The organism is Pseudomonas sp. EA_65y_Pfl2_P74, from assembly GCF_963970575.1.
Classification (GTDB): domain Bacteria; phylum Pseudomonadota; class Gammaproteobacteria; order Pseudomonadales; family Pseudomonadaceae; genus Aquipseudomonas; species Aquipseudomonas baetica_A.
On the sequence record NZ_CAXAOQ010000029.1, the window covers coordinates 48,788 to 72,563 of the forward strand.

Annotated in this window: 24 protein-coding genes and 6 pseudogenes; 17 read left to right on the plus strand and 13 right to left on the minus strand. The window is 56.9% G+C overall.

What is annotated here, in order from left to right; translation table 11 throughout:
• Positions 1-136 precede the first annotated feature (136 nt).
• From tspO to msrA, 3 genes and pseudogenes are all read left to right on the plus strand, one after another.
• On the plus strand, positions 137-580 hold the full coding sequence (gene tspO, locus AACY18_RS21620; protein ID WP_339434025.1) for a tryptophan-rich sensory protein TspO: 444 nt from the start codon (positions 137-139) through the stop codon (positions 578-580).
• Positions 581-739: 159 nt separating this feature from the next.
• Positions 740-961: pseudogene (locus tag AACY18_RS21625) on the plus strand (alpha/beta hydrolase); the annotation flags it as partial.
• Positions 962-1,066: 105 nt separating this feature from the next.
• A complete protein-coding gene (gene msrA, locus AACY18_RS21630; RefSeq protein WP_339434024.1) occupies positions 1,067-1,573 on the plus strand; it encodes a peptide-methionine (S)-S-oxide reductase MsrA in 507 nt (168 codons plus the stop codon).
• 80 nt (positions 1,574-1,653) lie between these two features.
• On the opposite strand, the gene AACY18_RS21635 is transcribed toward msrA, so the two are convergent.
• Positions 1,654-2,955 carry an SLC13 family permease gene (locus AACY18_RS21635; RefSeq protein ID WP_339466053.1) on the minus strand — a complete coding sequence of 434 codons (1,302 nt, stop codon included), beginning with the start codon at positions 2,953-2,955 and terminating at the stop codon, positions 1,654-1,656.
• 30 nt (positions 2,956-2,985) lie between these two features.
• Positions 2,986-3,819 carry an amidohydrolase family protein gene (locus AACY18_RS21640; RefSeq protein ID WP_339434022.1) on the minus strand — a complete coding sequence of 278 codons (834 nt, stop codon included), beginning with the start codon at positions 3,817-3,819 and terminating at the stop codon, positions 2,986-2,988.
• Between the two features lie 214 nt (positions 3,820-4,033).
• Here AACY18_RS21640 and AACY18_RS21645 point away from each other — a divergent pair, with 214 nt between their 5' ends.
• Positions 4,034-4,771: a GntR family transcriptional regulator gene (locus tag AACY18_RS21645; protein ID WP_339434021.1), complete on the plus strand. Its 738-nt coding sequence runs from the start codon at positions 4,034-4,036 to the stop codon at positions 4,769-4,771.
• A 94-nt stretch (positions 4,772-4,865) separates the two neighbouring features.
• On the opposite strand, the gene AACY18_RS21650 is transcribed toward AACY18_RS21645, so the two are convergent.
• Positions 4,866-5,357, minus strand: coding sequence for a DUF2269 family protein (locus AACY18_RS21650; RefSeq protein ID WP_339466054.1), 492 nt, complete (start codon positions 5,355-5,357; stop codon positions 4,866-4,868).
• Between the two features lie 2 nt (positions 5,358-5,359).
• A complete protein-coding gene (locus AACY18_RS21655) occupies positions 5,360-6,487 on the minus strand; it encodes a saccharopine dehydrogenase family protein (RefSeq protein WP_339466055.1) in 1,128 nt (375 codons plus the stop codon).
• A 207-nt stretch (positions 6,488-6,694) separates the two neighbouring features.
• On the opposite strand from AACY18_RS21655, the gene AACY18_RS21660 reads away from it, so the two are divergent.
• The 5 genes and pseudogenes from AACY18_RS21660 to AACY18_RS21680 all read left to right on the plus strand — a co-directional run bounded on the left by AACY18_RS21660 (position 6,695) and on the right by AACY18_RS21680 (position 9,414).
• Positions 6,695-6,910, plus strand: coding sequence for a PLD nuclease N-terminal domain-containing protein (locus tag AACY18_RS21660; protein ID WP_221732590.1), 216 nt, complete (start codon positions 6,695-6,697; stop codon positions 6,908-6,910).
• Between the two features lie 86 nt (positions 6,911-6,996).
• Positions 6,997-7,560 (plus strand): annotated as a pseudogene (locus AACY18_RS21665) (aromatic alcohol reductase); the annotation flags it as partial.
• Positions 7,561-8,132: 572 nt separating this feature from the next.
• Positions 8,133-8,465, plus strand: coding sequence for an isochorismate lyase (locus AACY18_RS21670; RefSeq protein ID WP_339434018.1), 333 nt, complete (start codon positions 8,133-8,135; stop codon positions 8,463-8,465).
• Between the two features lie 73 nt (positions 8,466-8,538).
• The gene (locus AACY18_RS21675; RefSeq protein ID WP_339434017.1) at positions 8,539-9,024 is read left to right on the plus strand and encodes a GNAT family N-acetyltransferase; all 486 of its coding nucleotides are present in this window, start codon (positions 8,539-8,541) and stop codon (positions 9,022-9,024) included.
• A gap of 231 nt (positions 9,025-9,255) precedes the next feature.
• Positions 9,256-9,414: a DUF2986 domain-containing protein gene (locus AACY18_RS21680; protein ID WP_339434016.1), complete on the plus strand. Its 159-nt coding sequence runs from the start codon at positions 9,256-9,258 to the stop codon at positions 9,412-9,414.
• A 283-nt stretch (positions 9,415-9,697) separates the two neighbouring features.
• Here AACY18_RS21680 and AACY18_RS21685 read toward each other — a convergent pair whose 3' ends face one another.
• The 5 genes from AACY18_RS21685 to AACY18_RS21705 all read right to left on the minus strand — a co-directional run bounded on the left by AACY18_RS21685 (position 9,698) and on the right by AACY18_RS21705 (position 13,668).
• Positions 9,698-10,753 carry a DUF1214 domain-containing protein gene (locus AACY18_RS21685; protein ID WP_339466057.1) on the minus strand — a complete coding sequence of 352 codons (1,056 nt, stop codon included), beginning with the start codon at positions 10,751-10,753 and terminating at the stop codon, positions 9,698-9,700.
• Between the two features lie 774 nt (positions 10,754-11,527).
• Positions 11,528-11,836: a hypothetical protein gene (locus AACY18_RS21690; protein WP_339466058.1), complete on the minus strand. Its 309-nt coding sequence runs from the start codon at positions 11,834-11,836 to the stop codon at positions 11,528-11,530.
• Between the two features lie 44 nt (positions 11,837-11,880).
• On the minus strand, positions 11,881-12,594 hold the full coding sequence (locus tag AACY18_RS21695; protein WP_339466059.1) for a helix-turn-helix transcriptional regulator: 714 nt from the start codon (positions 12,592-12,594) through the stop codon (positions 11,881-11,883).
• Complete coding sequence (locus AACY18_RS21700; protein ID WP_339434012.1) at positions 12,587-12,841, minus strand: helix-hairpin-helix domain-containing protein; 255 nt, start codon at positions 12,839-12,841, stop codon at positions 12,587-12,589. The genes AACY18_RS21695 and AACY18_RS21700 overlap by 8 nt, the downstream gene beginning before the upstream one ends.
• Positions 12,842-12,951: 110 nt before the next feature.
• Entirely contained in the window at positions 12,952-13,668 is a 717-nt protein-coding gene (locus AACY18_RS21705) for a class I SAM-dependent methyltransferase (RefSeq protein ID WP_339466061.1), read from the minus strand.
• Between the two features lie 116 nt (positions 13,669-13,784).
• Here AACY18_RS21705 and AACY18_RS21710 point away from each other — a divergent pair.
• The 5 genes and pseudogenes from AACY18_RS21710 to AACY18_RS21730 all read left to right on the plus strand — a co-directional run.
• Positions 13,785-14,039 (plus strand): annotated as a pseudogene (locus AACY18_RS21710) (LysR substrate-binding domain-containing protein); the annotation flags it as partial.
• Between the two features lie 218 nt (positions 14,040-14,257).
• Positions 14,258-14,689 (plus strand): hypothetical protein, encoded by a 432-nt coding sequence (locus AACY18_RS21715; RefSeq protein WP_339466063.1) that lies wholly within the window; start codon positions 14,258-14,260, stop codon positions 14,687-14,689.
• A complete protein-coding gene (locus tag AACY18_RS21720; protein WP_339466064.1) occupies positions 14,686-16,146 on the plus strand; it encodes an ATPase domain-containing protein in 1,461 nt (486 codons plus the stop codon). The genes AACY18_RS21715 and AACY18_RS21720 overlap by 4 nt, the downstream gene beginning before the upstream one ends.
• Before the next feature lie 10 nt (positions 16,147-16,156).
• Positions 16,157-16,690: a sensor histidine kinase gene (locus AACY18_RS21725; RefSeq protein WP_339466066.1), complete on the plus strand. Its 534-nt coding sequence runs from the start codon at positions 16,157-16,159 to the stop codon at positions 16,688-16,690.
• 37 nt (positions 16,691-16,727) lie between these two features.
• Complete coding sequence (locus AACY18_RS21730; RefSeq protein WP_339466068.1) at positions 16,728-17,216, plus strand: sensor histidine kinase; 489 nt, start codon at positions 16,728-16,730, stop codon at positions 17,214-17,216.
• Positions 17,217-17,372: 156 nt separating this feature from the next.
• Here the strand turns inward: AACY18_RS21730 and AACY18_RS21735 are convergent, their stop codons facing one another.
• From AACY18_RS21735 to AACY18_RS21745, 3 genes and pseudogenes are all read right to left on the minus strand, one after another.
• Positions 17,373-18,359 carry a GGDEF domain-containing protein gene (locus tag AACY18_RS21735; protein WP_339434009.1) on the minus strand — a complete coding sequence of 329 codons (987 nt, stop codon included), beginning with the start codon at positions 18,357-18,359 and terminating at the stop codon, positions 17,373-17,375.
• Between the two features lie 372 nt (positions 18,360-18,731).
• Positions 18,732-20,234, minus strand: coding sequence for a sensor domain-containing diguanylate cyclase (locus AACY18_RS21740; RefSeq protein WP_339466070.1), 1,503 nt, complete (start codon positions 20,232-20,234; stop codon positions 18,732-18,734).
• A 191-nt stretch (positions 20,235-20,425) separates the two neighbouring features.
• Positions 20,426-20,734: pseudogene (locus AACY18_RS21745) on the minus strand (GNAT family N-acetyltransferase); the annotation flags it as partial.
• 94 nt (positions 20,735-20,828) lie between these two features.
• On the opposite strand from AACY18_RS21745, the pseudogene AACY18_RS21750 reads away from it, so the two are divergent.
• A pseudogene (locus tag AACY18_RS21750) lies at positions 20,829-20,942 on the plus strand (AraC family transcriptional regulator); the annotation flags it as partial.
• Between the two features lie 12 nt (positions 20,943-20,954).
• Positions 20,955-21,131, plus strand: a pseudogene (locus AACY18_RS21755) (LysE family translocator); the annotation flags it as partial.
• Here AACY18_RS21755 and AACY18_RS21760 read toward each other — a convergent pair.
• Complete coding sequence (locus AACY18_RS21760) at positions 21,128-21,898, minus strand: AraC family transcriptional regulator (protein ID WP_339466072.1); 771 nt, start codon at positions 21,896-21,898, stop codon at positions 21,128-21,130. The pseudogene AACY18_RS21755 and the gene AACY18_RS21760 overlap by 4 nt on opposite strands.
• A gap of 232 nt (positions 21,899-22,130) precedes the next feature.
• Here AACY18_RS21760 and AACY18_RS21765 point away from each other — a divergent pair, with 232 nt between their 5' ends.
• The gene (locus AACY18_RS21765) at positions 22,131-23,756 is read left to right on the plus strand and encodes an APC family permease (RefSeq protein WP_339466074.1); all 1,626 of its coding nucleotides are present in this window, start codon (positions 22,131-22,133) and stop codon (positions 23,754-23,756) included.
• Positions 23,757-23,776 lie beyond the last annotated feature (20 nt).

Consider the following 23,776-nt stretch of genomic DNA (forward strand, 5'->3'; position numbering starts at 1 on the left):
ATTAGTTCAACGGCATGGCGACTGCGACTTACTGGCGGTAAACAGATAAATCTCGGCGCTCAATCCAAACTTTTCGCCGCGCAGGGCGTCCTTTCCTTACACTCCCCCAAAAGCTGAGTACAGCTAAGGACTGGCGATGACCTTCTTCATTTTTCTTCTGGCCTGCGCGGCTGCCGCGAGCACAGGCGTCATTTTCAAACCGGGCCCCTGGTATGCATCGCTGACCAAGCCTGGCTTCACGCCGCCCAACTGGGCGTTTCCGGTGGCCTGGACGGTGATCTATCTGTTGCTGGCCTGGGCCGGATACCGACTGAGCCTGATCCCCGGCAGCCAAACGGTGATGGCGTTATGGGCGGCGCAGATCGCGCTCAATACCCTGTGGACGCCGGTCTTCTTTGGCGCCCACCACGTTTTCGCCGCCATGGTGATCCTGACGCTGCTCTGGCTGGTCGTCGCGGCCATGGTGGTGATGGCGTTGCAGCTTGATCTGGTCACCGGCCTGATCCTGTTTCCCTATCTGGCTTGGTTGTGTGTCGCCGCTGCGTTGAATTTTTCCATCTTGATCAAGAATCGCGGATGACTCACCCACGCAGCAAGACGCCTTGGCCGCAGGGCGAGCGGGAGTTGACGCAAGTGCGTGATTTCAACAAGAAGCTCGCCTGGTTACCGCGCTTTAAGATTCGCAATCGCGTCCTGCCACGGATGATTCAAACACTGCTGCGCGCCAGCCAGATCGGTGGCGCTGATGTTTGCCGGCGAACTGGACCCGCTGCGCGACGACACCCTCGAAATCGCCGAGCGCTGGAGGGCGTCAGCCCCTGTCGAGGTGTACCAACTGCCCTCTTCCCCCCATGGTTTTATTCACTTTCCGACCGCGATTGCCAACAGCGTGCTGGCGTACAGCCGTGAGTGGATCACGGGGCGAGTTAATGCGTGCACTGTGCTTACCCCCCCTTCTTGAGTGCTGGATACCGCCTGCGTTATTCGCGCCGTTCAACCTTGGAATCGGTCAACGCGCCCTCATAACCATCGCTATACCTAACATCCTCAAAGGGAAGGACAAACCATGACCAGTCAAACCGAAACCGCCATCCTCGCCGGCGGCTGCTTCTGGGGCATGCAAGACTTGCTGCGGCGCTATCCGGGCGTGTTGCAAACGCGGGTTGGCTACACCGGCGGCGATGTGCCGAACGCCACTTATCGCAATCACGGCAATCATGCTGAAGCCATCGAAATCGTTTTCGATCCTGCGGTGATCAGCTACCGGCAGATCCTTGAGTTTTTCTTTCAGATACACGACCCCAGCACACCCAACCGTCAAGGCAATGATCGTGGCCCCAGCTATCGCTCGGCGATCTATTACCTCAGCGAACAGCAACGCGACATCGCCGAGGACACCGTTGCCGATGTCGATGCCTCACAGCTATGGCCTGGCCGCGTGGTGACCGAAATCGCACCGGCGGGGCCGTTCTGGGAAGCAGAACCGGAGCACCAGGATTATCTGGAACGCATCCCGAATGGCTACACCTGCCACTTCATTCGTCCGAACTGGAAACTGCCCAAGCGTGCCTGAGAACCAGTCTCACGTTGTCATCGTTGCTCGCAATCGACTCAAATGACGTCCGACGCCTTCGCGTCGGGCCAAGGGCGCTTTTAAAAGACGAACGTCATCAGTGCGTTGAACACCAGCGCCGCGACAAAGCCCAGAGGTGCCGCGCGAAACAGGAGATGCTGAAACAGCGAAGCGCGGCTCTGCTCCGTGGGGCACGAGCCGAGGATCAGGCTACCACCCGAGGAAAACGGCGAGATAGAGGTCGCTTGGGCGCCCACGACGATGGCAACGAACAGGATCATCGGATCGAGCCCCAGCGTCGAAGCAATCGGCGGCACCATCGGGAACAGCGCTGGCGTCACGACCCCCAGCGTGCTGGAGAACAGCGACATGAAAGCCGCCACGACGCCGAAGACGATCGGCACCATGATCGGCGGGATGCTACTGCCCATCCACGAGGCCAGCACGTCGATGGTCCCGGCTTTGATCGCAACCGAAATCAGCATGCCCACGCCGCAAATCATGATCAACGTTCCCCAAGGCACCGTCGCCATGACCTTGCGCTCGTCACCCAGTTTGAGCAGCAGCGCAATCACTGAGAACAGACTGGCGATCAGCCCGATGTCCATCTTCGAATTGATAAAGCTCACGGTCGCGTTGGCCGGGAAAACGATATGCGCGATGGGCGCGGCCAGTACGATCGCCATCATCGCCAGCGTCAGCCAAAGCGTGGTTTTCTGCTCTCGATTCAACGGCGTCGGCTCGGTCACCACATAAGCGCTGGCTTTCATCGCCTTGCCATGGCCCGTGAGGAACACCAAAGCTGAAATCACCAGAAGAGGTATCACCAACGTGCTGGCGAAGATCGCTGCTGAGTTGATGAACGCGTCATTTTCCGCGATCCCCGCGTTGACCATCAGTCCACGGAAGATGATGCCGCTCTGGCTCGAGACGAAATTGGCCCCGCTCAAGGCGCCGTAGTTTACCGCCATGCCGCCAATGATCAGGCTCATGCCTGTGCGTTCGCAGAGCAGCAACGTGATCGGCGCCATGAATGCCAGCACCGTGTAATAACCCGCGCCCATCCCTGAAATGACGGTCGCGGTGAAGAAGACCGCAAACGGCAACAGTTGCGGCATCGACCGGCTGCGATAAATCAGATGCTCAGCGAGTTTTTCAAGGGTGCCGTTGACCGTGGCGAAGCTGTAGAACAGGCAAACCGAGAAAATAATGAAGAAAATCTTCAGCGGCCACATGCCGATGACTTCCGACGGGCTGAGGCCCATGCCGTAACAGCCGATCAGGTAGGCAAACGCGATGGCGAACAGACCGATATTGATCTTGGTTTTGTAACCAAGGGCGACGGCGACAACGATTGCCGCGACGACGAGCAGGCTCATCATGATGGAAGTCCTATTGTTGTTATTGATTGTTTAGCGGGAAACGTTGAATCCGAACAGCGTTGCCGGATTTTCCTTCAACACTTGGGCGCGCTCGCCCGCATCCGGCAGCAACCTTTCGATGAAGGCCACCTGCTGGTCATAGCTCGTTTGATCTTCGAACTGGGTGTTGGGCCAGTCGCTGCCCCAGAGGAGTCGCTGGATGCCACCGCTCGCCTCGCGCAGCAGTGCCAGCACTTGCGTTGCCTGGGCCAGATCGGATTGGCTACGGTAGGGAGCGGACAACTTGAGCCATACGTGCGTGTCTGCCAGCAGTGCGAGAAAAGCCGTATGAGCGGGATTCTCAAGATCGATGCCACCTGTCGGCAGGCCAAAGTGGTCAATCACAACCGTCACGCCGCACGCCCTGATGACGGGCACGATCAGCGCCAGATCATCGATGCCCCGCTGAACCTCCACCTGCCAGCCGCGCCGTGCCAAACGCACGAACAGCGCAACCCAAGCAGGACTGCTGTAGTCGGCCAGTGTCTTGCCAATCAGGTTCAGACGGATGCCCACCACACCGGCCTCGGCCAATTCATCCAAGTGGTTTTCGCTGACATCAGCGTCAACGACCGCCACCGCACGCAGGCGCTGTGGATAGCGGCGTAACGCGTCAAGCATGAAGTGATTGTCGGTGCCCAGAAAGCTCGGCTGAATCAACACGCCGTGTGACAAGCCATTGCGATCAAGATGGCCCAGATACTGCTCAACCAAAGCATCGTAATGCGGGCTGTAGCGACGGCTGGCAACCATCGCCAGGTCTTGGCGGAAGATGTGGGCGTGGGTGTCCACACCACGGAGGGCAGGCGCATGAAGACTGGTCATAAACAGATAACCCTGAGCGTTTGTTGTTATGGCTAACAATCTGCAGCGTTCGTGAGATCGGGCCATGAGGCCCAAGCGACGGTTGGCGGCAGATTCATATAAATACATCTATTCATATATATGACTACACCACCATATATTCAGCGCTGGATATCTGTCAAACGACTTGTTGGTGATAAAGTAGCGACGCCTGCCGGAATGGACTGCCCCAAAAATGAACGCCTCGACACTCGGATACGACGAGCGCTTGCCGCTTTATCAACGCCTGCGAGAAGAAATGCTCGCCAAGATTGCCGCTGGCGAATGGACGCCAGGGGCGCCCATTCCCACCGAAGCGGAGCTGACCAAACACTACGGTGTCGCGATCGGCACGGTGCGCAAGGCTGTGGAAACGCTGGTCAATGAAGGCCTGCTCCTGCGCAGCCAGGGCCGCGGCACCTTCGTGCGCCGACCTAATTTCGACGCCTCGCTGGCGCGCTTCTTTCGGCAGGTGAATGCCAGCGGCGGACGCGAAATACCCACCAGTCGCATCCTTGCCAAAACGCTGCAAAAACCATCGCTAGCCGTGGCCAATGCGCTAAAGCTGCAAGACGGCGAGCAAGTCGTGAGCATGGAACGCCTTCGGATGGTCGAAGGCCGCACACTGTTTCACGAGGACATCTGGCTACCCGCCACACGTTTTGGCGCATTGCTGAGCATGGATTCCGAAAGTTTCGGCGAGCTGCTCTACCCTTTGTATGAAACCCAGTGCGGCCAATGCATCGCCTCGGCAAGCGAGACGCTGACGGTGGGGGAAGCCGACCCGGCCATGGCCACAATCCTCTCGATCAAGGAAGGCTCCCCGGTCGTCACCATCGAACGCACCGCATTGGGGTATGACCGCAGCCCACTCGAATACCGAATTTCCCGGGCGGCGGCGGAAGGCTTCAGGTACCAGATCGATATTTCTTGAGGCGTTGGGTGAGGCGCAGCATGCGAATCGCCCGGTAGCGCCCAGCCGTTGCCAACCGTTGAAGGTGCTGCGCGTCTTCCCGCGCCGCCAGCAGCTAAACCAGAACGTTGAGCAGTTGAACCGGTGTCAGCTTCGTCACCATCATCAGCACAATCACGAACATCCCGGCAAAACCGGCAACGCCCATCCAGAACCACCTTCTGTAAACGGCTCGGTAGTTTTCATCGAGCCCCTTCCCGGCCTCCCCCGCGCTCGACGCCATCGTGCAAAGCTTTTTCTGCAAGAGCAAAACCGGCAACCAAAGCGCCCCGACGCAAAAGAAGATGATCAACGAAGTCGCCACCCACTCCGTGGTCATGGGCAGGCCCGAGAGTTTCATCAGAAAAAAGCCTGTGATGATTTGCACCAAACCGGCCGGCGTGGTGATCCAGGTGTCGAAGCGCACCACCATGCGGGCGACGTGTGCGATCACCAACGGGTTGGCCGTACGGCTGGCGGCGATCAAATACAGGTAGGAACCCATGCCGAACCCGAACAGGAAAATCGCCGCGATGACGTGCAGGTACTTCAGGCCCAGATAGAGCATGCTCAGTGCGGCCCTTTGGAGAAGTTCACGACCAGGCGCAGATTGTCCGGATCGTTGATGGCCGCCATGTATTCATCGACGCTGATTTCGCCGACGCAAGGCCGGGCACCGGATTGCGGCACATAGCCTTGGGCCATTTTCATCGCCAGCGCCACGGCCGCGCAGCTGGGGATTTGCGGACCTTTGTCATTCAGGGCTGTCAGTTGCGCAGTCATCGCCAGCGGCAAGCCATCAACATCGAGCCCGTGAATGTCGATGTACATGGCGCTTTTACCGTCGCCGAAACCTTCGAATCGCACGCCCAGACGATGCAAGCGCGCAGCCCAGCGAACGTGGTCGCGAACCAGCCCGATCTTCAGCGCCTGCGCCAGCAGGCCGTTGGCGATACCGCCTAGCTTCAACCCCGCGCCGGCCTTGAAGCTCAGAGTGTGCGCGCCATAGCGGCTGGCGAAAATATCCATGTCCGGCACATCGACATTGGCCAGCAAGCGAGTGCCCAGTGGCGGCATTTTGCGCAGGGTCAGATCCTGCCAGCCCGGCACCTCATGCACCTTGCCGTTCCTGAGTTGCTTGATGGGTTTGCCGGCGTAGGCCAGCACACCTTCGATCGTCGACAGCCCCGGCATCTTCGCCGAGGACGAGATGCCATGCTCAATCGAGTCGATGCGTGAGAAGTGATGGCGCTGCTGATCAATGATCGCCGACGACAACGTCGGCACCGAGCTGCAGCCGCTAAGAACAGCCACGCCCGCGGCTTTCGCCCGCGCATCGAGGACGCCCACGCCATTGACGAAAGTCCGACAGTCAGCAAGGTCGCAGTAACTCACCCCAGCCGCTATACAGCTCTCGGCGACCGCATAGGATTGCCCCTGAAACGGGCCTGCGGTGTGGACGACCAACTGGATGTTCATCGAGCGCAACGCCGGACTGAACGCGCTGCCCATGGCATCGCCGCACCAGCCTTCGCAGACGTTAAGCGACTGGCTATTCAACTCATCGACCTTGCGCTGCAACTTGTGCTGATCACGCCCCGAAAGCACCAGCTCGACGCCCGGCATCAGCGCCAGATGCTTGCAAACGATGCTACCGAAGTTGCCGTAGCCCCCCACCACCATCACCCTGAACGGCATTCAATTCTTCCCTAACTGACAGGCTGTATTCAGCCATTGACGGAGACTCATCCAGCGGCGGGAAGAATATAGCGCCGAGCGTCAGCAAGCCAATCAACAAATCCAGGGGGCTGGCCCGTCAGCAAGCAAATCTCTGCGGTGAGGTCGCAAATTAAATGAACCCACCACGCCACACGCCCCCTAACAAAGACCATCAGGAGGTAGCCAATGCAAAATGAAATCGTATGGATCGTACTGGCGGCAGTTCTTCTGCTCATCGAGCTTTGGGCCATCAACCGGGTACGCAAAAGCGAGGGGAAGTCCAATAACAAGGGGGTTTGGATTGTGTTGATCGTATTTGTGCCGCTGTTCGGGCTGATTGCCTGGGCGATCGCAGGCCCCAAACATATCAGCCAGGACACCGCGTCACATCCCGGTCGCTAAAAAGCACTGTGTGAGCTTCGCGTTTAAAAACTTCGCGGTCTTCAGGCCGATACTGTCAAATTCCGCCAGGCGTTTCTCGAACGCCTGGTGTCGACTTCGAGGTAATCGGTAGGGGCAGTCCTCAGGATCTGTTCGATGCTCAGCTTGATGTACGCGAATTGCTTCGCGCCCAGGACAAAACTGAATGGGTAATCATCTCGACAGGCATGTTCACCAGCTTCCTTTTTGAGCCTGTATTCGAAGTGGTTGACTTGGAAAACGATTCCGTGAACGCGCTAGACAGTCTTGAGAACAGCGTGACGCTCACGACGCCATACGACATTGGTGCGCTGACAGCGGCAATCGTTTTCTTCGAACCTCGCTTGCGCAACCAGATCGTGTATCTATCGGGAGACACGGTGACGTACGCAGAGGTTGCGGGTCTCCTTGAACGTGTACTGGGGCGCCCGTTCAAACGTAACGTGTGGACTGTTGCGTACCTGATCCGGGAATTGGAGAAAGATCCGACTCACCACATCAAGAAGTACCGTGCTGTGTTTGCCCAAGGCAGAGGTGTGGCTTGGCCGAAAGCGGGCACTTTCAACGAGCAGCAGTCGATTGAGGTAACGACCGCCGAGCATTGGGTTCGGAAAAACCTCGCAAACATCTGAACGCAAAAGCAACGCAACCTTCTGCCTCACAATCTGGCGCACCAAGCGCCCAAGGTTGTGAGTGGCTGCTCAGGTCGAATGCAAACAGCACGGCACCCACTCAACTCACCAGCAAGGCTTCATGGACATTGATGACGGGGATAGCTGTGTCTACGCGTTGGCGGTCGAGCCAGCCTCTGGTTCTAACCACATCAAATATTTGCCCCTGTTCAATCAACGCCAACAAGAGCTCGTCGGCCACTCGATATCGCCCGCAGTCGGGGCAATCTCTTTCCTCCCACGGGCCGTGACAGTGAATCCGCTCGGCGGCGCCTGCACACACAAGACAGCTCATCGCACTTACCTTTTATAGTTTTAATCGGCCAGACCGGGTTGATGCGGTCGATGGCCGGTCGACCGGCATAAACCCGCAAAGTTCTTCGCGCTGACGTTTTCAATACAAACACGTCGCATTTGTCGTGCCATGAGACCTGTATGAGAGCGTTGAGGGTGAGCTGCAAAAGAGATGTGGCCACGAGTAACATGGTCGCTTATTGCTAAAAAGCCATTGCTGAGTACACGGAGTCATCCACATGGAAGTCATCAATCAATTGCAACCTATCGAATGTGCCGACATGCTGGACATTCGACGCGAGATCGACAGTCTGGACCACGCCGTAATCAAGCTGTTGGGCAAGCGTTTCCAGTACGTACTGGCAGCCTCGAAATTCAAGACTTCAGCAACATCCGTGCGTGCGCCGGATCGCTTCAAAGCCATGCTCGCAACGCGCCGTGAGTGGGCGCAGACCGAAGGTCTGAATCCGGACGCCATCGAGAAAATGTACAGCGATCTGGTGAATCACTTCATTGCCCAAGAGATGGCGCATTGGGCGGTGCATCAATCCACGTCCTCAGTTGAGAATTGAGGCGTGGGCACAGCGTTTGAAGACCGACCAGTGATATTTGTCTTAACGATTTTGATCAGGAGCCTCACCCATCATGGATGAAACCATCACCTATCGAACCGCAACTGCCGACGATGCGTTGACCCTGTGCGAGTTGGGCCAATTGCTTAACGCCGTGCACCACGCTGGGCGCCCCGACATATATGCGGCGGCTACCGACGATGTTTCCCGCGACCTGCCGCACTGGTCAGGCGTTTTCGAGAAACCGGATCATGTAGCCTTCATCGCCCATGTGGGTGATCAGGCCGCAGCATTCATTACGGCCAACCTGTCGGCGAGCTCCGGGCCGCTGATGCAGCGGCAGAATGTGGTTCGTATCGGCTCGGTGTGCGTCGCCGAGCCGTTTTCGGGCAAAGGGATTGGTCGTGCGCTGATGCAACTCGTCAAGGACTGGGCCGTTGAGCATGACGCTCAGGATTTGCGCCTGACGGTTTGGCCGTTCAATGAGCGCGCTGCGCGTATGTATGCCGAGTTCGGATTCGAGCAACGCGCCGTCGAGATGGGAATGCGGCTGGTATGAGCAGGCAAGCCCGACTCATAATGATCGTCCTCGGCTGGCTGGTCGGCAACAGCGTTGAGCATACTTGATGGCACCGCTGACATTGGGATGATCCAAACCTGCGTCGGTGACTAGCTAAACCGATCGGCCCGGCGGGTATCCGCTGGGGCGATGTCATATGTGTCATGGAACGCAAACACCTGAATCGTAGACAGACGACTGTCTTGCAGAACTAACAACCCGAGTAAAAACATGAATCGTCAGAAAAAACTGAAGCAGTTGTTCAAGGAAAAGGCCAAAAAAGCCAGTGCCAAACTGGCCCCGAAAAAGCCGAAATACATCAGCAAGGCTGACCGGGCGAAGCTTGAGGCTCAAGCGGGTTGTGACTCGGTGGCTTGCTCTGAGAGCTGATCAAGGTTCAAGGCATAAAGCACTCACCTGGGGCATCGTCAATGTAATGGCTGTTTTCATGCTTGATACCCACTGAGCAGGCGCATACGGATAGGGGTTCGAATGCAATGCTCAGCGTGGAGTAACTGTCAGTTTGACCGGCACCGACCATTCCAGGGTTTGCCCGTTTTCGATTGACTCGGTATTCACTCCGTAAAGTGTACTCGCACCATTTTTCTCCCTTGCTGCAAGCCCACCCTAAGGTCAGCGCCGACCGAACGGTGGCGCTGACCAGGATGTGGTCTCACCGAACCAGTTCGATCTCGCTCGGCCGCCACTCTTTGGTGAAGAACGGCTCAAGCGGACTGTAGAGGCGCAAGATCGTGAACCAGCCTTTGTCGGGCATGGTCTGGATCCAGTTGCCGGCCTTGGCCTCTGCAGGCTGGGAGGGGCCGAAATAGAGGGTCGTGGTCCCATCGGCGTTTTCCGTGGCTGCCGGCGTAGGATAAGTCTGGCTGCCTGCACGCGGATAGCGCTGCGGAGTCTGGAGCATGGATCGCGTCTGGTTGTCGTAAACAGTGAATGACCAGAATTTTGCCGCAGGAATCTTCGGTGGCAGGGTTACCTTGTAGGTCTTGCCACCTTCGAAAGGATTTTTTTCGGCATCCGTAAAACCCATGAGGTACTGCGAGCCCGCGTTAGGCAACCGCATAATCATGCCCGGAGAATCCATGGTGTAGCCGTAATAGAACGCCGCACGGGAATCGAGTGTCCGTGCGCCGGTTGGCGGGAATGGTTTGAAAAAGCCGTCCTTGGTAATCATCGGCGGCGGAGTCTCGAAGTTATAGCCACCCTGCCACAACATGTTGGCCCACATTGAATTTGGATAGTAGGCCCAACCGGGATAGTCGGCACCACTCCAGTTTAGCGACCGCCCCGCTGCGTTGCCCACCGCCGCTGCGTCGGTCAGGATACTTTTCATCCGGGCATCGGGATTGAAGGGGTGACCTTTGGCGATGCCAATGGCAGCCAGTTGGCCAAGCAGTTCCGGATCGAACGAGGTTTCCGGTTCCAGTTGCACAAGCTTGTCGAGCATCTGGAAATAGGAAAAATCGTTTGGTGGAATGGTATTGAACGACTTGTCACTCCCTTCAACGAACTTCGTTGGAGGAACAGGCGGGTTGTCCTCAGCGCCAATGCTGTGAAAGCCCTCACGAATCGCATAGGCCGAGGCGCCCGAGAAACTGTTCATGAACGCGTCTATGCCGCGAGTGAACGCCAGGGTGCCGTAGACATCTTGTGTGGTTTTCTCGGTCGGAGCGCCATCCTTGAACTCCAACACACCGATACGCGTCTCCATGCGATCAGGCGTAGTAATGGATGGGGGGATTTCGCCGCCAGCTTGCACCATGGTGGACAGAGTATCGCTAATGAGACGAAAGCCGACAACACGGTTTTTGGTTTGAGAGATTGCGTCATAGTGCTTTCCTTGTTTATGACAAATGCATTAACTACTCAAACTGAGGGACTAATGGCTCAGCGATTTCTCTCAGAGCATACTCAGTCACAATCGTTGCGTTCTGGTCATATATGAGTGGAACCTGCCTGGTTCACCCGGATGACCCACAACAAATATTGCGCACATTGTCGAAGCAGCATAGTCCGTTTAATTGGTTATTCCAGCACACCCAGCCTAGATGCATATTTGCCATCGTTCATCGTCCGACAAACAATAGTTGAAGCTGGACGCACTTAAGAAAGTGCACAAATGGACAATGTCGAATCATCAGCGATACGTCACTTCGCCTTAATTTCCCGGTTGGGCGGATGGGTGACATGCCTGTCGATCAGACCAAACCCCTGTCCGGCTGTCGTATGTCGGGCGAGTTCGATAACGCCTGGATTCAAGCTCTTTCAACCAACATGACCTGACGTTACTGATCAAAAGAACCTGGCGTAACACCTCACCCCAAAGGAGTACTGCTACGTGAACTTTTCTCATAAGGCGATAGTGGGTGCAGCACTGGGCAGCTCAGCAATAGTTAATCTGAGAACACTTGCACTGGAAGTGACGACAACGATGCCTGACAGCAAAGGCATTGTTGTCGCTTGCCGGCTCTGAGAGTCAGTGAGGTCAACTCATCTCTGGGGCCAGATGACTCATGAACGTAAGATTTTCAATCGCGTGCATATATTCAGAGAATCTCGGATCTCCATCGCTGAACGCCTTTGCCACTTTCTGGGCGTTTTCAAGACTGTCCCACATGGCTAAGTCCGCGAAGATTCGGTCGTCGTTCATGGGGCAGTAGGCACGGTATTCGATCAAACCCGGGAAAGTCTTTAACGTTTCACGAAGCCCTTCGCGTAGCACAGGCACTTGCGCAACGCATTCCTGTTTGACCTTGAAAATGGCTAATTCGAGTACATGAGATGAATGCTGCATAGGGATGACCTGCTGTGTGTTAGGAGGTCCCAATTATCAGTAGCTCATACTGACAGCGTAGTGTCAGTCGTGCTGATCGCTTTCCACTGGTTTGCCTGATGCTTCATATACGTCTGGAGATCAAGGGCCGGATTGTCAGGTGTAGGTTGTTCGGCAATAGCGATGGAGGCGATGCGATCGACCCGAAAATCGCGGTAAGCCGCCTTGGTACTGCACCAACTTCCAACCGTCCATTTCCCTCCCCAGTAAAAAAGGCCAAGGGGAGAAATAAGACGTTGCGAAACCACTCCATCCAGTCGGGTATAAATTATTCTCAGCGCCTGAGTGTTTTCGATGGCATTTCGAAGGATTGCCAGGTGGCGACGCGTCAAAGCGGGTGTTGTTCCTAGTGCCCTGATTTTTGCCGAACCGGGGTCGACCTTGTGCTGGACTACGCAAGCGGAGATTTTGCTCAACAGCATTCTTGCCGCAGCACCTAGATCGTCATCGGCGGAAGCTGAAAGCATTTCCATCCCGAGTATCAGTGCGTCCAGTTCGAGCTTGTTCAACGTTAAAGGCGGCATCTCAAAATCGGCATCCAAGGCATAGCCCACGCCAGCAGTACCGTAGATGGGGATGCCACTGAAGGAGAGGTCGTCGATGTATCGATAGATTGAGCGAACGGAAACGCCGATTCGGCTAGCCAGTCGTTCAGCAGAGATTGGCTGATGGACACGAATCAGATTGACCAATTGAAACAAGCGATCAGCTTTACGCATCAGGTGTGCTCGACGGAGTACCCTGCGCAAGTTCAATAGCCGCCTGAATGGCGGCCCGGGCTTGAGGGCTGTTCTTCCAGCAAGTCGATCCCGTTGCTGCCGATGCCTGAGCGACGATGTCACAAACATTGGCTTTGCTGAGCGCCGCCAGCGAGTCAATACCCATCTGCTCAAGGCGAGCAATAACGGCCGGCCCCACGCCCCTCAGGGCCAGTAACGCATTATGTTCCGTCAGTGGAAATGGCATCCGTAAACTCCTGTTATCGGCCAATGAGGCAACCAGAGTTTGCCCGACGAGAGTTGGCATCTCAATAGATGGGCACCCTCGCCACGGCGCTTACCACCCCATCCCAGTATTCATCCAGCTTTACCCGTCAACCAAGCCCCCCAGAACAGACTGCTGAAAAACCGCGTAGCCTCGCCAAAGCCGGCCTCATGCAACAGCGCCTGAACCGCCGCCTCGGAATGCGGCGGGTCTGCCCCCTGAAGAATCTTGCCAAGCTTGGCCCTCACCTCCTCCGCGCTGGCGCCCTGCTGCCGCCAACGCTGCCCCCATGCCGCCAGTAATAGAGGTTGGCTGGCGTAGGCGTAATAGTTGCCCGCCACGATCAGTGGCGCGCCCGGTTTCAAGCGAGCTTCAATTGATCGCAGGATTGCTCTCTTTGGCTCATCGCCCTTCAGATGATGAAGCACGCCAATCAACGTCGCCGCGTCGAACAACTGATCGGCCGGCAAGTCATCGACATGCCCGAGATGCACTTGCGTTCTGTGCAGCAAATCGTTGGCCTGCAAATGCTGCATCGCGGCTTCGAGCATTGGTTCGGAAGGATCAACCGCCATGAAACGCCAGTGCGGCTCCAGCGCAGCCATCGCAATGATTTCCTGCGCCGTACCGCCAGCGCCTACGACCAATACTTTCGCCGAGGGTGAATGGCCAAGACTCGCTGCCAGCACGCATGCTGCCAAATCGTGGCAGGCGTCGTAGCCGGCCAGCGCGATTCGACTTTGCCTGGCGTATTCGTTAGCGCGAGAAATGTCGAATTTTTCGGCGGGGTTGGGTGCTGATGAGTTCAACGGTCGATTCTCCTTGTCTTTTGGGCAAGGTACGCCTTGAACCCGACCAAGAAAAATTCGTTAATTTTATGTGCTGCATTCCTGTCGGGAATGCAGATTGCGTGCAGCTACCAGAGAACATGCGCATAAATGGACAGCTCACGTTCAATACGTCGATCCACATCGTAGAGGCAGCATGGGCGGGACTTGGCATTGCCTACCTGCCCGAGGAACAATTTGAGCACCATCTTCAGGAAGGCCGACTCATGCGCGTCCTGGAAGACTGGTGCACCCCGTTCGCGGGCTACTCTTTGTATTACCCCAGCCGACGCCAGCCCTCCCCGGCATTTACGCTGGTTTCCAATGCACTGCGCGAGACGTTTAACGGTTGAAAATTGCACAATCGCGTGAATAATTCGCAGCCGTTCAATATCAAGCGCTTCACTCATGGCTTACAAATCCTGCATGCAGGCTGGTAGCCGGATGGCTTGCAAACACCCTCCTTGCGCCACGGTACCTGCACGCCGGATTGGAATGCCGTTTCGATAGAGCGTCGGCTGTATGCTTTAGGGTGGACTATCAGAATCTATTCATCAGATATCAGTTATCCATGTCCACGCTTAGCGAAGAGAGCCGTCAGATCGTAGCTTCTCTGACGCGCCGCGTTGGTCCCAACGCTGACATTGCACAGATCGCCCATACGATCACATTGACCTTGCGGGATATGGACGCTGCCCTCACGCCCATTATCGGCCAGCAAGGGGTAATTGCGCTTTATCGTCGCAGCCTCCATCTGAGTATCTCCACCCATTCGCGTCTGGCCGGCACCTACGACAGTGTGCAGACCATGGACCTGACAGCCCTCAAGGCCGTACTTGTCGAGCAAACGAAAGCCGATGCACTGTTTTTTGGTGAAGTGTTGCTGACGACGTTTTACGCGCTGCTGACCACGTTGATCGGGCCTTCGCTCACCGCACGATTGCTTCGTGGCGTGTGGGAACCTTCTTTGAGCGACACCCCCTCGCAGGAAAATTCGCCATGAGCACCAAAGTGACTATCAACCGCCTGGCCACCGGTGTGCCAGGACTGGACGAGGTGCTGGGCGGAGGTTTGCCGGAGTTTTCGTTCAACCTGATCGCCGGCCCGCCGGGATGCGGCAAGACCACACTGGCGCACCAGATGATGTTTGCCCTGGCGACCCCCGAACGCCCGGCGCTGTTCTTTACGGTGCTCGGCGAACCGCCGCTGAAAATGCTGCGTTATCAGCAGCAATTCGATTTTTTTGACAACGAGGCGATTAACCACTCGATTCGTTACGTCAACCTGGCCGCTGACACCCTGGCTGGCAATCTGGATGAAGTGCTGCGGCGCATCGTCAGCGAGGTGGAGACCCACTCCCCGGCGCTGGTGTTCGTCGACTCGTTTCGCTCCGTAGTGCTGGCCAGCCAGACTCAGGACAACCCGAACAACAACCTGCCGCAGTTCGTTCAGCAATTGGGCATGTTGATGACCACCTGGCAGGCGACCACCTTCCTGATCGGCGAATACTTCACCGAAACCGACACCAACCCGATTTTTACCGTAGCCGATGGGCTTATCTGGCTGCGCCAAAGCGTTCAGCGCAACTCCATGGTGCGCAAGATGGAAATCATGAAGATGCGCGGCCAACCGACATTGCCCGGTTTGCACACGTTTCGCATCGCAACGTCGGGGATCAAGGTCTTCGCGCCTGCGGCACTCAATCCGGTTGAGGCGCCACTGGAGTTTCCGATCAAGCGCCTGAAAATGGGCGTTCCGGCGCTCGACGAGATGTTAGGTGGCGGCCTGCCCCGTGGTTACTCGTTGCTGGTCGCCGGGCCATCGGGCTCGGGCAAAAGCATTCTGGCCGGGACCTTCCTCGCTGAAGGCGCGCGTAATGGCGAAACCGGCGTGATCGCGGTGTTCGAACAACGGCCCAATCACTCCCAGAACGCCACTCTTGTGGACCTGGTTCGCAATGGACATGTCGGCTTGGTGGACAGCCGCGCCCCGGACCTGTCCATCGACGAAATCGTGCACTTGTTGTTGAGTGAGATCAGTCGACTGAAGGCGTCCCGCGTGGTCATCGACTCGCTGTCGGGTTTCGAACTGGCACTCGCACCGACCTTCCGCGAGGACTTTCGCGAATCGCTCTCGCGCATGGTCACTGCGCTGACCAGCGTCGGGGTCAGCGTGTTGCTGACTTCAGAACTGGAAGACCGCTACACCGACCTGCGTTTCAGCCCTTACGGCACGGCATTTCTCACCGACGCGATCATCGTCCAGCGCTACATTGAAGTTGAGAGTCGCTTGCTGCGCATCATGGCCGTGGTCAAGGTCAGGGCCAGTGCACACTCCGATGAACTGCGCCAGTATCAGATCGACGATAACGGCTTGCACATCGGCGCCAAGCTGCCAGATCAGGAAGGCCTGCTTGGAGGCCGGCCAACCCGTCAGCGTCTTGGCAAAGACGAGGGATGAGCGAACTATCATGAACGAGGCCAACGGCAAGAACGAACAAGCGTTGGGCACGGCGGCTCGCGAACTGTTCCTGCTCGGCCAGAAAACCGTCAAAGCACGAGCAGTGCTGGCGGCGCTGAACAAAGAGCTGAGCGAAGCCAATACCCAGCGTGCCGATAGTCGGCAAATCGAGCAACTGATCGAGGCCAATCAACAATTGGTTCTGGCCATTCTTACGGCACAGTCGGATGCGGAAAAACCCCAGCACACCGCCGAAGAACAGCAGCGCTATCTGGAAATGCGCGAAGCCAACGAACAGTTGGTGCTCGCCGTCCTCAGCGCGCAACACCTGCAAGCCTCGGCCGAACAAAGCCTGGCCCAGCAACGCAACACCCTCACGCTGGTGGCGCATGAACTGCGTAATCCGCTGACCCCCATCAGTATGATCGCCGGTCGATTGGTGAGGGTGCCGAGTGAGGAGTTGCCGCGAATGCAGGCGCTGATCGAAGGTCAGGTGCAGCATATGTCTCGATTGGTAGAAGACTTACTCGACGTATCGCGCTAGTACCGGGAAGTTTCGTCTTGATCGCTGCAGTGTCGACATGATTCAGACCATCCATGAGGCCATTGAAATCTGTCGCCCGGTCATGCTCGCTAACGAATTGCATTTCAGCGCGCAGTTGCCTGAATACGCGTTGATGGTCGATGGCGATCCGGTGCGGCTTTCTCAGATTCTCGGCAACCTGTTAGGCAATGCTGCCAAGTACACACCAGCCGGTGGCAACGTCACACTCTCGGTCACGGCCGAAGATAATCTAATGCGACTTTGTATCTGCGATACGGGGATTGGCATTTCTTCCAAGGCGCTGCCTTTTATCTTCGAACCCTTTGTTCAGGACGTTCACGCCATCGGCTTCAACGGGGCCGGCCTCGGTATCGGCCTGACGGTGGTACGGGAGTTAGTCGAAGTTCACGGTGGCACTGTAACGCCCTTTAGCAAAGGTGATGGAAAGGGGAGCAAGTTTGTAGTGACGCTAGCGCTCGTGAACTGTGCAGCAGAGCCCACCCTGAAAGCCCCCGCTCAACACTAACGGCGCCGATGCTAGAAAAGACTCTCCCCGTACGCCATCAAGGCTACAAAACCTAGCGCCGTAACCTACGACTACGCCAGGAACCGCCGGTTTGTGCACCTGGAGAGCGGCTTCTATCGTTCGTCGCTCACTCAAAACAGTGTTCGAGTTTGTTAGCTAAGCCTCTGCAACCTCTACCCTGTTGCGTCCCGCTGACTTGCCTTCATAGAGCGCGTAATCGGCCCGTGCAATGGCGTCGCTGAGCGCCTCCTCAGCGCGGTATTGAGTGATGCCGATGGACAGAGTAACGCTGACCTTTTGGCCATTACTGTAAATCTCCAATGCCTGGACCGCCTTGCGTGTGCGCTCCGCGCTATCAGTGGCATGGCTAAAATCCGTGTCCGGCAATATGACAAGAAACTCTTCGCCCCCCCAGCGGCCGATAAAGTCTTGCTCACGCATTGAACATTTGAACAATTGACTCACTGCTTCGAGTACGCGATCACCGGCATCGTGACCGTACAGATCATTGACCTGCTTGAAGTGATCTATGTCCATCAACATCAAGGTGAGATTGCTGGGGCGTCTATGGTGCCGTGCCAAAATTTTCTCGGCCAACTCAATCATGTGCCGACGGTTGAACAGGCCGGTCAATGAGTCCGTCGTTGCCATACGCGCAAGACTTTTATGCGCACGGGTGACCGTGACCACATAGAACAGCGCAAGATAACTGAACATGCAGAACACGACTGTCAGATTGAAAATATGCACACCCAACAGGGCATTGGAGGAGATCGGTTGCAGAGGACTGACGAACCACATCAGTACATCCAGGCTTACGTAGTAAACCCACAACCAACCGGCGTATACCCAGGCGCTACGGGCGCGCATGCTAACGAACAGGGCCGGAATAAACATCAGCAAGAAATAGTGAAAACCACTTCCCCAGCCAACCAGGACCGTCCCCAGCCCGGCGTGCACAAGCACTTCAATGCGAATGAGTAGAACGGCCAACCGATTTCGTCGCTGCTTGAACGCGCGATAGGCGTAGACATACATGGCCACGCTGACCACGTTTATCCAGGCCAGAATGGGAGAGCCAAGAATGAGGAAAATGAAAAAGAAGGCAACATCCACGCTGCCTGCCAACTGACAGCAACGCATGGAAAGCTGCCAGAATTCTGGCCGAGCGTCGTGTCTGGTTGGGTCTTGCGAGGGTGTCCCTTGCATCGAACCGGCTACCTCTATGTCCGGGTATAAATCCGGTTTTCAGGTTGACTGCCTCACAACAGCAAATGAGGCGTTAAAAGGCTTCGTGGGGCGCTGGACTGAAGGTACGAGGCTATGCATTAGCTGTCTAGTGGCTACTGGCCGCTTTATTGAAGAGGATGGTCATTCGGAGTTTCTTTAGCCTGAATCGCTCTTCGTTCCGCAGACAGGCGTAAACGTCGGTTTTTGTTTGATATCGCTCGTGCGTGTCCGGTAGACAATCGGCACAAAAACGCCTCGAAGCCTCTATAAACAGCAAGACCGGTTTCAAACGCCGATCAGCCACTGATTACGCCCCGACGCCTTGGCACTATAGAGCGCCTTGTCTGCCACCTCGATCACCCTTTGCCAGTGATCCAGTTGCGATCCAGTGGCGGTCGCAATCCCGATACTCACGCTGACTCGTCCAGACGGGCTGGCGTTGTGCGGGATATTCTCCAATGCCAAGCGGTCGAGAATAAGTTGCGCAACCACCGTTGCGCCTTCTACGTCGGTGTCGGGCATGATGACGCCCATCTCTTCTCCGCCATAGCGTGCCGCGAGATCCGAAGGTCGTCTGACACACTCCTCGATAATTTTGCCGACGCTCTGCAGGCACACATCGCCGGCGACATGGCCGAACGAATCGTTGAACAGTTTGAAGTAGTCGATATCAATCATCAGCAAGGCCAGCGTCGTGCGCTCGCGTTGTGCGCGCCGTGCTTCCAAGGCAAGACTCTGATCAAAGCAGCGCCGATTTGCCAATCCGGTCAGGGCGTCCTTCATTGCGAGCAACTCAAGCTGACGATTCGATGAGAGCAACTGCTGTTGAGTCTCGCGCAACTGGTCTTCCGCCGTGGTTCGCCTTCGGATATCCACGATCAAAAACCAACCGATCAGACCGTTTAGCCCCAGCAGCCCCGTCACTACCACCCCTGACAGCAACGCCTCCGTTCGCCAGGCGGCGAGCGCTTCGTGTTTGCCAAGCGCAATGGTCGTGATCAGCGGCAGCCGGTCACTCTTGCGGAAGGCGTAGAGCCGCTCCACACCGTCCAGACTGGAAGTAAACGAGGCCGTGCCGACTGAACGATCAACGAGATACTTGGCATAGATGGGCGACTTGGAAAAGTTGCGCCCCATGTCCTGCTCGCGGAAGGGATAACGAACCAGCAACGTACCATCGGTATAGGACAATCCGATGGCACCGTCCTGCCCCACATCGATCGTTCCAAACAGTCGAAGGAAGTTTTCAATGCCCAAGGTGACCGCCACCACGCCGGCAAATGCTCCATGCGCATCATTGAAGCGCCGGCTGACGGTGATCACCCACTCTTGATTAGAGCGGCTCTGGATGGGCGGGCCGATGAAGGTTTCTGGGGATGGATCGTCGCGGTGATGAATGAAATAGACCCGATCACGGCTGTTCGCCCCGAAGGGAATCGGCCCGTTGGAGGACATCAACCAGCGGCCCTGATTATCGTAGACCGTGATGCCACTGAGCTGTGGCATCAGGGGCTCCTGCCGGCTGATCAAGGCGCTGAGCCGTTCGATCTGTGCCGGGCCGCTGCCCTCCGTTTCCAGGCGCTCGACGAGCCCGAGCAAGAGCACCGAGCTTTGCCGGACAATGCCTTCGGAATAGGTGGCAAGCGCCTGCGTGAGGTTCAACCCATGGACGTCCACTTCTTTCAGTGCACGCTCTCGAGAAGCTAATACTTTCCAGACCGTCAGCGACGCCAGAGAACAGCCAATCACTAACAGCAACAGCACCACCAGGTGGGTATCACGCTTCACGTCACTACCTTATGGAAAGTCCATTTTTTTGCGTTCCAGCCACTATAGGCCATAGCGATGGCCTGCTTCGCGTGGGCAAGGATACAAGCAGCGATAGCTCGCTGCAGCAACAGATTATGCGGGCGGTGAAAGTACATCGTCGTGTCTGAACAGTGCACCTGTGAACCTTCTGGAAAAGGACGTTGACTGCCACCGGCCTTCTGATAAATCTTGCGCGCCGCCGTCAGGTTGCTCGTCGTCCACAAGGTGATGTTCTTGTAACCGATCTGCCGCGCAAACCGCAGACACTCTTCGACCAGTCGAGCGCCGATGCCCAGGCCCCGTGCGCTGGCGTCGATGTAGAGCATGCGCAATCGTGCGGTGGTTTCGTCTTCGCGAACGATGAACACCGAACCGATGACCCCGCCGTCCTTTTCCGCGATCCAGCAGCACTCGGATTTGGGGTCGAAGTCGCGCAGGTAGTTGGCGACCACTTCAGCCACCAGCGTTTCGGCCTCTGAGCCTCTGCACAAATCGTCTAAACGCCTGCAGGCATTGCGGGTATTTTAGCGAACCACACCGTTATCAGTTGAACCCTGACCTCTGGAGCCTTCCGTGGAGAAACGCAACTGGATCGAGTTGTCCCAGGATGTCGATACCGGGATTGAATCGATCCGCGCCCATTTTCAGGGACATGCCTACGATCCACACTGGCTGGAGAGTGAGTTGCATGCCTACGGACGGCTGCTGGTGTTGTCACTGCTGTTTTTGTTGGTGTCGTTGCCGTGCATGACGTTTTGGGTGTTGCTGGGTGCAAGCAGTGCGCGGCTGTTCGGTTCAGCTCAGGCGTTCAAGCGTATGAACGCGCTGCTGGCGTTTTCGCTGCTGCTCTCGGCGTGGTTGACGATGTTGGTCTAATGCCCGGTCGTCTGGCGATATTGCCTCGGCGTAAACCCCGTCGATGCCTTGAACTGGCGGGTGAATGCGCTGTGATCGGTGTATCCGCACTGCAGCGCAACATCGGTGATTGGCAGGTCGGTATGGAGCAGGCGATGGGCATGTTCCAGCCGAACTTTCTGAATCATCTGTCGGGGCGTCAGATGGAAAACCCGTTTGCAGTAGCGCTCCAGTTGCGCGACTGAAATGCCAGCGATACGGGTCAGTTCGCCCAGCGTGACACGCCGATTGAAATGCCTGCGAATGTGTTCGTCGACAGCCGCCAGTCGCTGGAACGCCGGATGGGTTTCGCTGGCCGATTGCAGGTCCACCGAAATGCCTGCCAAGCCGATGATCTCGCCGTCACGGCTGTACAGCGGTTGCTTGTGGGTCAGGCACCAGCCCGGTTCGCGGCTGCCGTACAGGTGCAGTTCGAGCTGATCCTCAAGCACAAACCCCTCCTCCAGCACTTTGCGATCCTGCTCTGTGTAACCTGGCCCTAGCTGCGCCGGGAACACTTGCGCGCTGGTTTTGCCGAGCAGCGGGCGCAGATCCTTCAAGCCACAACGCTGCACCAGTGTGCGGTTGGCCAGCACGTAACGGGCCTGCACATCCTTGATGAAAATCGCCGCATTGGGGATCACGTCTAGCATTGGCAACAGTAGCGTCGCGCCGGCCAATAGCTCTTCAAGGGTTTGTGGACGGTTGCCGTCACCGCCCGGATTCAGGATCGAAAACGCGTTACGCATCAAATCTCTCTGCCCTGTTCGTGAGTGGGCCAAGTGCCCGCCATACGGCATTTGCGTGCAGATTGCAGCATCGTTCAAATCGTGTCGAGGCCCGCATTTCATCTGCGCCATTGTGCTGATTTCGTCATTGATCCCCGCGCAAAACATCAATCGCAGCCAACGCGATGAGTTCAAAGTCTGGCCCCAGTGACACCACAACTGCCTATCCAATAACTCACAAGAAGGCGATGCCATGTCAGGCCAAGGCAAGTTCAAAAAACAGCTTTCACTGATCGACCTCACATTTATCGGGCTCGGTGCGATTTTCGGTTCGGGCTGGTTGTTCGCAGCCAGCCATGTGTCCGCGATCGCCGGGCCAGCGGGGATTTTCTCCTGGCTGCTGGGCGGCTTCGCGGTGTTGTTGCTGGGCATCGTCTACTGCGAACTGGGCGCGGCGTTACCCCGTGCCGGGGGCGTGGTGCGTTATCCGGTGTACTCGCACGGACCGCTGCTCGGCTACCTGATGGGGTTCATCACTCTGATCGCGTTTTCCAGTCTGGTGGCAATCGAGGTGGTTGCTTCGCGCCAATACGCGGCGGCATGGTTTCCCGGTCTGAGCAAAACCGGCAGCGGTGATCCGACCTTCCTTGGCTGGCTGGTGCAGTTTGGCCTGCTGTGCGTATTTTTCCTGCTCAATTACCGCAGCGTGAAGACCTTCGCCAAGGCCAACAACCTGGTGAGCATCTTCAAATTCATCGTGCCGCTGCTGGTCATCGGTGTGCTGTTCACGTTCTTCAAACCGGAAAACTTTCAGGTGCAGGGTTTTGCGCCGTTCGGCCTGTCGGGTGTGGAGATGGCCGTGTCGGCGGGCGGGATCATTTTCGCTTATCTGGGGCTGACGCCGATCATTTCGGTGGCCAGTGAAGTGAAAAATCCACAACGGACCATTCCGATTGCACTGATTCTTTCTGTGCTGCTGTCGACCCTGATCTATGTGCTGTTGCAAATGGCCTTTCTCGGTGGCATTCCGACCGACCTGCTCGCCAACGGTTGGGCCGGCGTGAGCAAGGAATTCGCCCTGCCGTACCGTGACATCGCCCTGGCATTAGGCGTAGGTTGGCTGGCTTATCTGGTGGTTGCCGACGCTGTGATCTCACCCAGCGGCTGCGGCAACATCTACATGAACGCAACCCCGCGAGTGATCTACGGCTGGGCGCAAACCGGCACGTTCTTCAAGGTGTTCACTCGAATCGATGAGAAGTCCGGCATCCCGCGTCCAGCGCTGTGGCTGACCTTCGCGCTGTCGGTGTTCTGGACCCTGCCGTTTCCGTCTTGGGAAGCGTTGATCAACGTGGTATCCGCCGCCCTGGTGTTGAGCTACGCCGTGGCCCCCGTGTCAGTGGCTGCACTGCGCCGCAACGCGCCGAACATGCCGCGTCCGTTCCGGGTCAAGTGCATGGGCGTGTTGGGGCCGGTGTCGTTCATCATCGCCGCGCTGATCGTCTACTGGTCGGGCTGGAGCACGGTGTCGTGGCTGCTTGGCCTGCAAATTCTGATGTTCGTGGTGTACTTGTTGTGTGGCCGATTCGTGCCAACCGCTCACCTGAATCTGGCACGCCAGGTGCGCTCTAGCGCGTGGCTGATCGCGTTCTACGCCGTGACCATTGTGCTCTCGAAACTCGGCACATTCGGCGGTCTGGGCATCCTCGCCCACCCTTTCGACACCCTCGTCGTGGCCGCTTTTGCAACCGGCATTTATTACTGGGGGGCTGCGACCGGCGTGCCGGCGCATCTGCTGCGCCTTGAGGACGACGATGAAGACAGTGAAATCGTCTCCACCGCAACTCGCGTGAATGCGCAGCCTGCCGGCGCCTACTGAAATCACTCAACGGGACACGT

What these genes read in the sequence shown, in the direction of transcription:
- AACY18_RS21640 (WP_339434022.1), bottom strand. Translation starts at nt 3,819, where the DNA reads ATGACCAGTCTTCATGCGCCTGCCCTCCGTGGTGTGGACACCCACGCC.
- AACY18_RS21765 (WP_339466074.1), top strand. Translation starts at nt 22,131, where the DNA reads ATGTCAGGCCAAGGCAAGTTCAAAAAACAGCTTTCACTGATCGACCTC.
- AACY18_RS21655 (WP_339466055.1), bottom strand. Translation starts at nt 6,487, where the DNA reads ATGCCGTTCAGGGTGATGGTGGTGGGGGGCTACGGCAACTTCGGTAGC.
- AACY18_RS21660 (WP_221732590.1), top strand. Translation starts at nt 6,695, where the DNA reads ATGCAAAATGAAATCGTATGGATCGTACTGGCGGCAGTTCTTCTGCTC.
- AACY18_RS21700 (WP_339434012.1), bottom strand. Translation starts at nt 12,841, where the DNA reads ATGCCATTTCCACTGACGGAACATAATGCGTTACTGGCCCTGAGGGGC.
- AACY18_RS21695 (WP_339466059.1), bottom strand. Translation starts at nt 12,594, where the DNA reads ATGCGTAAAGCTGATCGCTTGTTTCAATTGGTCAATCTGATTCGTGTC.
- AACY18_RS21680 (WP_339434016.1), top strand. Translation starts at nt 9,256, where the DNA reads ATGAATCGTCAGAAAAAACTGAAGCAGTTGTTCAAGGAAAAGGCCAAA.
- AACY18_RS21720 (WP_339466064.1), top strand. Translation starts at nt 14,686, where the DNA reads ATGAGCACCAAAGTGACTATCAACCGCCTGGCCACCGGTGTGCCAGGA.
- AACY18_RS21685 (WP_339466057.1), bottom strand. Translation starts at nt 10,753, where the DNA reads ATGGAGACGCGTATCGGTGTGTTGGAGTTCAAGGATGGCGCTCCGACC.
- AACY18_RS21645 (WP_339434021.1), top strand. Translation starts at nt 4,034, where the DNA reads ATGAACGCCTCGACACTCGGATACGACGAGCGCTTGCCGCTTTATCAA.
- AACY18_RS21730 (WP_339466068.1), top strand. Translation starts at nt 16,728, where the DNA reads ATGATTCAGACCATCCATGAGGCCATTGAAATCTGTCGCCCGGTCATG.
- AACY18_RS21650 (WP_339466054.1), bottom strand. Translation starts at nt 5,357, where the DNA reads ATGCTCTATCTGGGCCTGAAGTACCTGCACGTCATCGCGGCGATTTTC.
- AACY18_RS21725 (WP_339466066.1), top strand. Translation starts at nt 16,157, where the DNA reads ATGAACGAGGCCAACGGCAAGAACGAACAAGCGTTGGGCACGGCGGCT.
- AACY18_RS21760 (WP_339466072.1), bottom strand. Translation starts at nt 21,898, where the DNA reads ATGCGTAACGCGTTTTCGATCCTGAATCCGGGCGGTGACGGCAACCGT.
- AACY18_RS21735 (WP_339434009.1), bottom strand. Translation starts at nt 18,359, where the DNA reads ATGCGTTGCTGTCAGTTGGCAGGCAGCGTGGATGTTGCCTTCTTTTTC.
- tspO (WP_339434025.1), top strand. Translation starts at nt 137, where the DNA reads ATGACCTTCTTCATTTTTCTTCTGGCCTGCGCGGCTGCCGCGAGCACA.
- AACY18_RS21670 (WP_339434018.1), top strand. Translation starts at nt 8,133, where the DNA reads ATGGAAGTCATCAATCAATTGCAACCTATCGAATGTGCCGACATGCTG.
- msrA (WP_339434024.1), top strand. Translation starts at nt 1,067, where the DNA reads ATGACCAGTCAAACCGAAACCGCCATCCTCGCCGGCGGCTGCTTCTGG.
- AACY18_RS21690 (WP_339466058.1), bottom strand. Translation starts at nt 11,836, where the DNA reads ATGCAGCATTCATCTCATGTACTCGAATTAGCCATTTTCAAGGTCAAA.
- AACY18_RS21715 (WP_339466063.1), top strand. Translation starts at nt 14,258, where the DNA reads ATGTCCACGCTTAGCGAAGAGAGCCGTCAGATCGTAGCTTCTCTGACG.
- AACY18_RS21635 (WP_339466053.1), bottom strand. Translation starts at nt 2,955, where the DNA reads ATGATGAGCCTGCTCGTCGTCGCGGCAATCGTTGTCGCCGTCGCCCTT.
- AACY18_RS21675 (WP_339434017.1), top strand. Translation starts at nt 8,539, where the DNA reads ATGGATGAAACCATCACCTATCGAACCGCAACTGCCGACGATGCGTTG.